A 12208-nucleotide genomic window follows, 5' to 3' on the forward strand; every position below is an offset into this window, starting at 1 on the left:
AGCAAAAAAACTGCCCAGATTTTGGCGTCAAACTCTAGCTTTTGTGCTTTGTGTGTTGCTAGGGGTAAGTATGACTCTAACGCTGGAATTGAGGCAAGTTATAGCTTCTTCAGCTCAACCTCTAGTTATCAAAGAGAAAATTGCACAAGAATCAAATTTAATTCAACAAGGTAGAGAACTTTACCAAGCACAACGATATGCTGAAGCGATAAATATTTGGCAGTTAGCACTCAAAGCCGAAAAAAATCCATCGTCTAAAGCTATGGTGCTAAATTATCTCTCCTTAGCTTATCAGCAGTTGGGAAACTGGCAGCAAGCAAGCGAGACAATTAGCTCTAGCTTGAATTTAATCCAAAACTCACAACAGGCAACACCACAAACAAAACTCATCCTTGCCCAAGCACTCAACACTCAAGGAAGTTTGCAATTAGCCCAAGGTAAGGCAGAACAAGCTCTCAATACTTGGCAACAGGCAACTACTATCTACACCGCAGCAGGCTATACGCAAGGCAGAATTGGCAGTTTAATTAATCAAGCTCAAGCCCAACAAGCTCTAGGGCTTTACCTCCAAGCTCGTAAAACCTTAGCGCAAGTAGAACAAACATTAGAAAATCAACCAGACGAACAGTTAAAAACTACAGGATTGCGTAGCTTAGGCAATGTTCTCAAATCAGTGGGCGCTTTTGCTGATTCTCGCAGAGTTTTGCAACAAAGTTTGGAGTTGTCACAAAACGCGAGTAAATCACAACCAGAATTGAGCGCCACCTTTCTCAGCCTGGGTAACACAGCTTATGCCCAAGGGGATACAGACGCAGCATTGGCATACTACGAACAGGCTGCAAATATTGTCTCTGCAAAGAGCATGACGCAGATTCAAGCTCAAATCAATCAACTTCAACTATTAATAGCAACTGGACAAACGAAAAAAGCGGAAAATCTCTCGCTAGAACTGCAACCAAAGTTTAATAATTTATCTCCCAGTCGCTCAACAATTTACTCTCGCATCAACCTTGCTAAAAGTTTGGTGAAACTGGGAACTAAAGAATATACTACATCTGCTAAACTATTGGCGATCGCAATTCAAGAAGCTGAAAATTTAAGCGATCGCCAAGCACAGTCTTATGCTTTGGGTTATTTAGGCGGACTCTACGAACAAACCGAGCAGTGGTCAAATGCTGAAAATTTCACCTACAAGGCTTTGCAAATAGCTCAAGCCATTAATGCTCCACATATTGCCTATCAATGGCAATGGCAATTAGGACGCATTTTAAAAGCCCAAGGTGAAATTAAGCAAGCAACATCAGCTTATGAAGTTGCCTTTACAACATTAAAATCTCTGCGTGGCGATTTAGTAGCTATTAACAGTGACATTCAATTTTCCTTCCGGGAAGCTGTAGAGCCTGTGTATCGTGAATACGTACAATTATTGTTAAATCCAGAACCTAGTCAGGAACAGCTAAAACAAGCCCGTCAAGTCATTGAATCGCTACAACTAGCGGAACTTGACAATTTCCTTCGTTCAGCTTGTCTACAAGGACAGATAGTACCGATAGAGCAAATTCAACAGTCGGCAGCAGCAGTCATTTATCCGATAATTCTGGAAGACCGACTAGAAGTAATTCTGAGTTTACCTCAGCAGGGACTACGCCACTATGGGACGAAAATAAGTCAACCTGAAGTAGAAGAAGTCATACAGCAACTCAGAGAAAATTTAGAAAAACCCTTCACAACTCCAGAGGGGAAATTATTATCTGCAAAAGTTTACGACTGGTTAATTCGCCCTGTAGAAGCAGAACTGGCTCAAAGCCAGGTGAAAACATTGGTTTTCGTTTTAGATGGTGCATTGCGGAATGTACCAATAGCTGCTTTATATGATGGTAATCAGTATTTAGTAGAAAAATACAGTATTGCCCTGACACCTGGGTTAGAGCTACTAGGGCCGCGTCCTTTGCGCCAAAGCAAGCTAAAAACTTTGGTTGCTGGACTCACAGAAGCACGACATGGATTTAGTTCTTTACCAAATGTTAGCGACGAATTAAAAACAATTGAGTCAGAAGTTCCTAGCGAAGTTCTCCTGAATCGGACATTCACTAGTTCAGCGCTACGAAAACAGATTGACTCAGTACCGTTTTCTGTAGTGCATTTAGCAACTCACGGTCAATTTAGTTCCAATGCTGATGAAACCTTTGTGTTGGCTTGGGATAAACCAATAAAACTCAACGAATTAAAAGACTTGCTTGGCAGCAGAGAGCAAACTACGCTTGAACCAATTGAATTACTCGTTCTCAGTGCTTGCGAAACTGCTGAAGGAGACAAACGCGCCGCTTTAGGACTGGCTGGCGTAGCAATTCAAGCAGGCGCACGCAGTACTTTAGCTTCCCTTTGGAGTTTAGATGACGAATCGGGGGCGCGTCTAGTTGGTGAATTTTATAAAGAGCTAGCGACTAAGCAAGTGACAAAAGCAGAAGCCTTGCGACAAGCGCAACTCTCATTGTTAAAAGACCCAGATTATCGCCATCCCGTGCATTGGGCGGCTTACGTTTTGCTGGGAAATTGGCTGTAGTAAAATAATTTACTTTGTTAACCAAAGTGCTTGCCTTGTTAACCAACCATCGCACATATTGTCTGTTAGCTCAAAATTGCAGCATCGCCCCTATAAATTTCTGTACCTCATTTGCTTGGGAACCGCTGTAAACTCCAGTAAATGGGTTGCTAAAAAATTTTTTTGGCTTTTTTCTAATTTGAGTGCATAAACCTCAAAAGTGCAACGTGTAACTCAGCAAGAAGTTCAAAGGCTAACGCCAGACTTCATTACACACATAAAACGAGGTTTAAAGTAATATGGAAACTTATACTGGCAACGACAATAATAACACCTTCTTGGGACTTAATGGTGAATCTTGGATACTCAACGGACTAGGCGGTGATGACTACCTAGCTGGTGCAGATCAAAATGACACTATTAATGGTGGAACTGGGAACGACAATTTGCTTGGTGCTGCTGGTAACGACATAATTTATGGCGATGATGGAAATGATAACTTGTATGGCGGTGCTGGAAATGACAACTTGTATGGCGGTGCCGGAAATAACAACCTGTATGGTAATGACGGCGATGATACGTTAAATAATATATCTGGTTCAGTAGATGGTGGTGCAGGTGTTGACACACTAGTAGCCAACTACAGTCAGTTGAATAATGGTGCTGGTATAGATGTAGGATACAACCAGCAAAGTGTCATCTTCGCTCGCCTAACTGGTACTGGCGTACTTGGTTATAGTAATATTGAAAAATTTAATATCACAGGCACACAATACGCAGATGTCCTGCGCGGTGGTGCTAACAGCGATAGTCTGTTTGGTGGTGCTGGTAACGATCAAATTGAGGGTGGTGCTGGCTTTGATTATCTTTATGGTGAGGCTGGTGATGATACTGTAATCGATACAGATGGTTCTGTAGATGGTGGTACTGGCACTGATACGCTAGTGGCCAACTACAGTCAGTTGAATAATGGTGCTGGTATAGATGTAGGATACAACCAGCAAAGTGTCATCTTCGCTCGCCTAACTGGTACTGGCGTACTTGGTTATAGTAACATTGAAAAATTCAACATCACAGGCACACAATACGCAGATGTCCTGCGTGGTGGTGCTAACAGCGATAGTCTGTTTGGTGGTGCTGGTAACGATCAAATTGAGGGTGGTGCCGGCTTTGATTATCTTTATGGTGAGGCTGGTGATGATACTGTAATCGATACAGATGGTTCTGTAGATGGTGGTGCAGGTGTTGATACGCTAGTAGCCAACTACAGTCAGTTCAATAATGGTGCTGGTATAGATATAGGATATTTGGGGCAAAGTGTCATCTTTGCTCGCCTCACTGGTACTGGCGTACTTGGTTATAGTAACATTGAAAAATTCAACGTCACAGGCACACAATACGCAGATGTCCTGCGCGGTGGTGCTAACAGCGATAGCCTGTATGGTGGTGCTGGCAACGATCAAATTGAAGGTCGCGCTGGTTATGATTATCTTTATGGTGAGGCTGGGGATGATACTTTTATTGATTCAGATGGTTTTGTAGATGGTGGTGCAGGTGTTGATACGTTAATAGCCGACTACACTGATTTGAATAATGGTGCTGGTGTAGATGTAGGATACAACCAGCAAAATGCCATCTTCAGCCGCCTGAATGGCAGTCAATTACTCAACTACAGTGGTATTGAAAAATTTGACATCACAGGCACACAATATGCAGATATCCTGCGTGGTGGTGCTGGTAATGATGCCCTCAGAGGCGGTGCTGGCAATGATACACTCAATGGTGATGCTGGCAATGATACTCTCAAAGGGGGTATTGGCAATGATATCCTCAACGGCGGTAGCGGCTATGATACCGTTAACTATGAAGGAAATTATACAGACTATACAATCTCTTTCTTAAACAATGGCGATTTACAGGTTATTGATAATGTCACTACCAATGGTAACGAAGGTATCGACATCCTCACTGGTGTAGAATTCATTACTGCACAAGGCGGAAATTTTGCAGTCCTCACGGGTGGTGCAGGCAATGATGTGTTAACAGCATCGAACTCCTGGACTTTCCTGTTCGGTGGTGACGGAGCCGATAACCTAACTGGTGGAACTGGCTATGATAACCTCGTCGGTGGTACTGGTAATGATACTTTAACCGGTAATGCTGGCAATGATACTTTAGTAGGCGGTGCTGGCAACGATATCCTCACTGGTGGTGTTGGTGCAGATAAATTTGTGTTGAACTCGAAGTTAGAAGGCTTGGACATTATTAAAGACTTCAGTAGGGTTGAAGGTGACAAGATCCAGATTTCTAAAATTGGTTTTGGTGCAAGTGACTTCAGCAATTTCAGCTACAACGATGCTACTGGTGCTTTGTTCTTCCAAGGAACTCAATTCGCCACCATTGAGAATAAACCTGCTGGTTTTGCAATTAGTACAGATGTGCAGCTTGTTTAAAATTCTGTAGAAATTATTCTGACAAGTTCATTATGTTAGTTAACAGCCCTTCACCGAAGTAAGGGCTGGTTTTTACATTTAGGCAAAAGGGGCTGGCATATCGATACGGTTCAGTTAAGGAATTTATCTGTTAAGGCAGGCTGTTCTTGAGCAAAGGAAGCAGAGGAAGCAAGGGAGGAGAAAAAAGCTTTACTGAACGGTATTAAACCATAGACCTGTAGAGACTAGCAATTGCAACGTCTCTACATTGTTTGCAGGATAAAGGTTTTAGTCTTATCTTAACCGTATTGTGTTAAAAGCGATAAATCGCTGACTGCGAAGAAAGCTCCAATCTTACATTTAATTATGTCTACCTACTTAGCTTCTTCGGAAGTTGAATTAATGGAAATGTAAAAATATTTCTAAAACAAGATACCCAACTTTTTTAAGTCGGGTATCTTTTTTCAGGAATATAGGACAATACGCTTGCGTTAAGGTTTATTGGTAAAAAACTGGCCTTTTAGACGCGATGAATCGCGTCTCTACATGAATAATTATATGGTTACTAAATTGCATTATAATATTAGGATTTATGCATCAAGTGGACATCATATTATTTAGCAATACAACAAGATCCGAGCGCATCTGTACCAACCTGAGATAAATCAACTTGTTTTAGTAGCTCGCTCCAAGCCGATACAATTTTTGGATCTTTGTCTTTGGTATTTTGTAAACTTTCTCCTAAAGTGGTTAAAGCATCATACCAAACACCATGTTGTGCAAAAAAACTAGCTTTTTCTAATGGTGTTTTAGCTGCTGTAAGTTGTTGTTGCCATGATGGATTAAGAGCAACTTGTGTCATTGAACCTTGCACGTAAACAGCAGAAGATGGCTTATTAGGATCGCAATAAATCGAAAAAGTCCAACGATAAGATTTCCCAGCTACTAAAGGTTTTGTAGGTTGTACGGGTACGCGAAAAATTCCCGATCGCGTTTCTTGTGGATTAAATTTTGTATGATAAACGTAATTATCTGCTTCGTCTTGAATTACAAACTCAACAGGGACTTTTGGCGTTAACTTATCGGGTACAAAAAACCAAAATGTTGGGGTTTGAGATGTTGATTGTCCCCATACTAAATCTTTATTTCCTATCTTATTTATGGGTACTAAAGCTGTAAGAGTTTCATACTGCTTACAGGAACCACGGCTACCTCCACCTCTACGCCTTCCTGTGGGTTCTCCTGGCTTTTCCTGTGCTGTTGGTGCAACATAGGTGATTTTGCTTGTAGGTGTTACGGTTTGAGCTTGTACATGCCAATTAGCAGATGTGCTAAAAATACTCAGGGTAAGCGCAAAGATCGGGGTGGTAGTGTGAAACCAAAGTACCTTTTTCATAGTAGAAATTAATTAGCGATCGCCAAAGTAACTTATTAGGATTTTTAATTTTTGAAGATTAACACCTAATTTATCACTACACTTCGCTTGCCTATAATTTCTGGAATTTTTTGCTAATAAAGATGAATATAGTACTACTAAGTAGCAAAGAAATCATCGGTGGTACTAAAGGTATCCAGACGCCTTGAGTCAATACGATTAAGCAAAGTCCAAACAGAATAACCGATGCTGCGGTTATAGCAATACTGAGATAAGCTGTTTTGCGAACATACCAAGCCAGCAAACCACCTGTCAAAGACCAACCCAAAATCCAGCAGATATCAGCCCATTGGCTCCAAGCCCATAACAAGGGTCTTTGGTCTAAAGCAGCACTGAGTATTTCGCTGACCATCTGTGCCTGAATAATTACGCCTGGGATAATTTCTGAAGGGTTTTTTCCATCTGGTGTATACCAGTAATCGCTACTACTGTTACTGGTGACGCCAATCAGAATAATCCGGTTTTTTAGGGCATTTGGGTTAACTTGTCCGTTCAAGACTTGGCTGAGGGTAACTTGAGGTGCGATCGCTTGCACGGAAGGCGAAAAACGGTAATTTAGTAAGATCTGACTACCTTGGCCATCTATGGACTGATAACCGCCAGTTCGATTTTGTAAGCGTGGAAAAATTTTATTTCCCAGCTGCAAATCCCAGTTTTCGGTAAATTTGGCTGTAATTCCCTGTTTTTTCAAATAAACAAATGCTAGCTGCACGCTAAAGGCAGAAGCCGCAGTACAACTTGACGAAATCGGGTTGGGAGTCATCGCCAACAAATGGCGACGGAGTACGCCATCGTTGTCTTCAACAAAATCGCTAAAACCTAGCCGTGCTTCTGGTATTTCCGGCGGAGGTGAAATACCTGCGGGGTCGTATTTGGGGTCAGCACGTTTACAAATTGCAATTAAGCGATCGCTTTTTTGCATCCGCTTGGCTAGTTCTGGGCGATCGTTACTTACTGGAAAATCTCGGTATATATCTAGACCAATAGCCACTGGCTGATATTGTTCTAGTTTGGTTAATAAGAGATTCAGATACTTGTCAGATAAAGAGCCTTGGCGCGGTTCGTGTCCCTGTGCTTGAATATCTTGGTCGGTAATAGTTATTACTAAAAGCCGGGAGTCTGGCTGTTCTTTGGGTCGCAGTTGCATTAACTTGTCGAAGGCTTCTAGTTCTAGGGTTTGCAGCCCACCGAATAACCGTATTAATACGATAATTAAAGTAACGCTGAAGCTATTTAAAAAAACTGCTGGTAATTGCTTGAAATTGGGACGCGGCAGATATAAACCCAACCGACCACCGCAGAGATCCTGCCAGGTGGGGGAAATTTCTGCTGGATTTTGACAAATTACAGGTAGCCAAGTAGCGCAGGGAAAATCATCTTCTAGAGATTGTAATCTTTCCCTTGCCTCCCTGACGGCTGCATATAAAGTTTTGCCTCTTGAAAAAAGTGTCAAAAAGTGCTTCAAAAATTCCTGCGCCACCCGGTCTGGTACGGGTTCGCGCATGACAATTACCTGGGGTAAATGCAAATCGGCTAAATCTTCGGCTAATCCCAAACCATCACAAGAGTTAAAAATTGCCAGCTGCAACCCTTGAGCGATCGCCTTTTGTAAACCATACTTTAATTGGTCAATGGTTAAACTTTCTCCAGAATTGAGCAGCATTCGCCCTTTTCCTTGGCTGGAACTATGTCCTGCAAAAAAAAGAATGTCCCAGCCTGACTCCCATAACTGTTCTGTAAGTTGGGAACGGTTGGGTTCAACTAAAAACTTGAGTTCGGCATTAGGTAATTGTCGCAGTAAATTTTGGTCTTTTTCGAGATCGATGCCTTGGCGATCGCCTAAAATTGCTAAAATCCTGACTTTACCTTTACTCTTTTGAGGATTTGTCTTCACACGAGCATACTCTGGCGGACTCAGAGCAATTTCAGCCTGTGGATAATCGCTAAAAAAATGCCACAGACACCAAGGAAGCTTTAAAACCTGCGGCAATTCGGCAGTAATTATGCAACGAATTTCTTCTTTTGGTGAGAGTTGAGTACGTAGTTTCCGGTCAATATTGAGAAACAGCGAACTATTTAGCCATGTATTTAGACTGTCTTGTAATTCTTGGCAGAGGTTGTCAAACTCTGTTTGGGAAATATGGGTAACATCTTCCTCATCAATTTCAAAATCTGCAATGTTGCCGCTGCGCCAACCCAAACTAGCATACAAAGCTGTATACATTTGTTGCCAACGTTGATAAAGATGCTCCAATTGTGGTGCAGCAGGCAATCCACCTGTAAATTGCATGGGAGTAGGAGTGTCCGTTTGCCAAAGTTGAGCAATAACCGCGGGAAAGCCTTGGTGTAAGTTTCCTTTTCCTAAGTTGAGGACAATCAGTTTGCTCATAGGTGGAGACTGGGGTAGGGGAGGTAGGGGAAAAGGTTAAAGGTTAAAGGGAAAAGGAATAAATTTAATCTCTCCCCTTTTCCCCTTTCCCTTTCCCAATGCCCCATGCCCAATGCCCAATGCTCAATACCCAACTATTAACTTTCAAACTCCTCAATAAAATTAAAATCATCTAAAACAACCTGAAGACTAAACCGTGTATTTTGCGGACATTTAAAGCGTTTGAGTTGAATTGAGTTATCTGCTTCCCTTGCTTGCACTGATTGGACAATTTCTCCGGAAGCAGAAATCAACGCCAAACTAATATTTCTACGTAAAAATAAATTGCGTTCTTTAGGATATAGTTGACCGCGAATTCCTACTCTACCATCTATTTCTGCTGTCAATGTCAACATTAAAACTACAGCTTGATTATTTGGTAACTCAATTTCCTTAACTCGTTGGATCGATCGCTCTGCTGCATCAGCAACTTGACGAAAGCTAAAGGCGAAATCTGGCTGCGTACCCAAGTAGGTTTCTATTGTTTGCCAGCTATCTGCAACTATATTTTGGAACCACTGGCGCAAGTTAATAAGTGCTGGCTTGTGTGTGAATCTTTGCCGCCAGTCTTCGCTGTTTAACAAGGCTCCCCAGATTTCAAAGGGTAATTCCAAGCGAGGATTAGTAATTGTTGGACTTGTTAATCTTTGCCAGAGATTTTCTACTTGAGTCGCTGATAAAACAGGCAAAGGAGCGATTCCTGTTTGTGTTTGTTCTTCAGGATATAGTTGACGTACCACCCAAAGTACATTTAAATCCTCAATCATTTGAGTAGCATCTAAAGAGTAAGTGCGTTCTTGGGAATCGTAGTTACCTTGATTTTTTAATTGCTCGTGGGTAGTATAACCCCAAATTCTCATCCACTCCCCATCGGGATTAACTTGTACAGCTAAATAATAATCTCCTGCCCATTGAGGAATATCTATCCATTCTTGGGGTACAGAAAATTCTCTAGTTTCTAGACTTTTATCTGGAATTAAAATCAAGCGTTTTGTATCAAGATTTATAGCAGTGCCATTGACTAGTTCCCACGTTATTGGCAATGTATCAATAGTAGCTTCTGGCACGTATTCTGCTTGTAACCAAGGCAAAAAAGTACTAACGCATACTTGATTGAGAAAAACATTCCAACGGCTACGGGGACTAACGCTAGATTGGCTTTGCTGCCAAGATTGATTTTGAACTTCAGGAGATACCTCTAACCACAGCTGAGTCGGCGGAACACAAAATGATGACATAGCTATTGCTCCTTTGAGGATTGAGGTTCTAAATTACTGAAATAATTTTGTAACCATTCCTCTAATACTGCACTAATATGTTTAACCACGTTGGAAGTCGGAGAAATATGCATTGTTTCTTGACTCCATTTGGCGATCGCCAGCAATAAAGATTCTCTAGCTTTCGCTAATTGCCGCGATACTTGATATTGCTGGACTTGCTGTTGTTTGGCAATTTGTTGTTGAGTCAGTCCTTGTTGATAGTATAATTTCAGCAATTCTTGGGATCGCAGAGGCAGTTTTGCCAACGTAGTAATTAATAAATTTTGGATTTCTTGTTGTTGATTTTTTTGAATATCTGCTTCTTCTGTGGCGATTAAATCTGCTAATAAAGATTCATTTTGAGTAGTGTCTGGTAAATCGTCTTGTAATTCGCTATCTGCTTGACCTATTTTCGGCGCGTTGAGTGAAGAAACCACAGGATATAAATAAGAACGTGCGTATTTTGCAGATAACAGCAGCCATTTTTCTAGAGTTTGGGCGTTGGCTTCTGCGCCTGGGGGGTTAAGTTGCGTTAAGCGATCGCGGTTGTAGAGTTGAGCAATTGCTTCCCAAGTATCTCCATCGGGTCTTTGCAACTTCCGCACTCCTGGCGATTTGCCCAGGATATAACCATCTGTAAAAGATTTCCAAGCTAACAGGTAACAAGCAATAGTTTCATCTGTTAGCCCAGCATTGTGTAAAGATTCCTGTAGTCGCTTGCGGCTCAATTTTAGTAGCAACGCCCAATCGTTACAAAAATCTATTTCTTGTTTTTGGCGCAAAGCATCACGAATTACATTGCCAAAAGCCACATTGCTGTAGCTTTTCAGGGTAGCTTTTTGGTCGGGATCGCAAGCTTTGAGGATTTTTGGTACTTCTGCGATCGCTATTTGAAAACAGTCAAACAAGGTACACTGGACGCTACGAATTTGAGGAATTGTCCTTTGTGCTGACCAATAACAAGTTTCTTGCAGATAAGCCGATAGATGTGCCTCAGCTAGAGAGTTGGGCTGATTTTGCCAGTTCTTATGCCAGTAAATTGCCCAAAAATTTTCTGAGTTTTTTGTTTCTGATATCTGTACCAAGCGATTTTGGATACTGCGCCGTAGTTTGGCATCATATATCCAACAGTTGAAGCGATCGGCTTCAAATTGGATGAAAGTCGAAAATATTTCCGAGATGTTCTGGCGAGGACGCATGGATTCAAAGCGATGAACCTTCAAAAATAAGTATAGTTGTTACTTTTTAAGAAAGAACCAACCCATCGATGGCATAGTGTAATTTAATCAGAAATTTTGAAAGAACTCTTGCTCATACCATCACCAGGGTTAATTTTTTGGGCGTTGCTGATTTCATATATGAAAACGATTGTGCATAATATCAAAATCCTGTAGAGACTAGCAATTGCAACGTCTCTACATCTGGATTGATACCGCAATTGAGCAACGCCATTTTTTGTTTTGTTCGCCTGATGCTCAAAAGACGTAGCTTAATGAAACTTGAATCTCTACTGAAACTCAATCGTACTATTCGCGTTATTGGCTTCGATGATGCCCCTTTTATTCGGGGTGCTGGTGGCAATGTATCTATAGCTGGGATAGTGTGTGCAGGAACTCGATTTGAAGGTATGGTGTGGGGTGAAGTACAACAAGATGGTTTCGATGCGACGGAAGTCATCTGCAAGTTGTTGATAGGAAGGAAATTTTTACCACAACTACATATCTTACTATTAGATGGAATTGCATTTGGCGGGTTTAACCTCGTCAATCTTCCAGAATTAGCCAATCGCCTGCAATTACCCTGCGTTACTGTGATGCGCCGCCAACCCGATTTAGTTGCTGTTGAAGAAGCGATGAGTCGTCTGCCAGACTTCCAACAGCGACAGAAACTTTTACAGTTTGCTGGGGCGATTTATGATTATTCACCGTTTTTCTTTCAAGTTGTCGGCGAACAACCTGCTGTAGTAGCTAAGGTGCTTCAGAGCTTAACTGACTGTGGCAAAGTGCCAGAAGCTTTACGTTTGGCACATTTAATTACATCTGCTGTCATAACTGGAGAAAGCAGCAGCTCTGCATAAGTGGGTTGGTGTTAAAAATTGTCGTTATAAGAAGG

General features: G+C 41.6%; 7 protein-coding genes. 3 read left to right on the plus strand and 4 right to left on the minus strand.

Going from position 1 to position 12208, the window contains the following annotated elements; all coding sequences use genetic code 11:
- Window positions 1–70 precede the first annotated feature (70 nt).
- Together NSTC745_RS25620 and NSTC745_RS25625 are read left to right on the plus strand one after the other, a co-directional pair.
- A complete protein-coding gene (locus NSTC745_RS25620; protein ID WP_445633491.1) occupies window positions 71–2563 on the plus strand; it encodes a CHAT domain-containing protein in 2493 nt (830 codons plus the stop codon).
- 278 nt (window positions 2564–2841) lie between these two features.
- A complete protein-coding gene (locus tag NSTC745_RS25625; protein WP_445633492.1) occupies window positions 2842–4995 on the plus strand; it encodes a beta strand repeat-containing protein in 2154 nt (717 codons plus the stop codon).
- A gap of 592 nt (window positions 4996–5587) precedes the next feature.
- On the opposite strand, the gene NSTC745_RS25630 is transcribed toward NSTC745_RS25625, so the two are convergent.
- The 4 genes from NSTC745_RS25630 to NSTC745_RS25645 form a co-directional block, all read right to left on the minus strand.
- Entirely contained in the window at window positions 5588–6370 is a 783-nt protein-coding gene (locus NSTC745_RS25630; RefSeq protein ID WP_445633493.1) for a DUF928 domain-containing protein, read from the minus strand.
- 91 nt (window positions 6371–6461) lie between these two features.
- Entirely contained in the window at window positions 6462–8798 is a 2337-nt protein-coding gene (locus NSTC745_RS25635) for a CHASE2 domain-containing protein (RefSeq protein ID WP_445633494.1), read from the minus strand.
- Window positions 8799–8935: 137 nt separating this feature from the next.
- Window positions 8936–10075: a DUF1822 family protein gene (locus NSTC745_RS25640; protein ID WP_445633495.1), complete on the minus strand. Its 1140-nt coding sequence runs from the start codon at window positions 10073–10075 to the stop codon at window positions 8936–8938.
- A 2-nt stretch (window positions 10076–10077) separates the two neighbouring features.
- The gene (locus NSTC745_RS25645) at window positions 10078–11295 is read right to left on the minus strand and encodes a sigma-70 family RNA polymerase sigma factor (protein ID WP_445633496.1); all 1218 of its coding nucleotides are present in this window, start codon (window positions 11293–11295) and stop codon (window positions 10078–10080) included.
- Window positions 11296–11588: 293 nt separating this feature from the next.
- On the opposite strand from NSTC745_RS25645, the gene NSTC745_RS25650 reads away from it, so the two are divergent.
- Window positions 11589–12173 carry an endonuclease dU gene (locus NSTC745_RS25650; RefSeq protein ID WP_445633497.1) on the plus strand — a complete coding sequence of 195 codons (585 nt, stop codon included), beginning with the start codon at window positions 11589–11591 and terminating at the stop codon, window positions 12171–12173.
- Window positions 12174–12208 lie beyond the last annotated feature (35 nt).

It is taken from the genome of Nostoc sp. DSM 114161 (genome assembly GCF_052692665.1).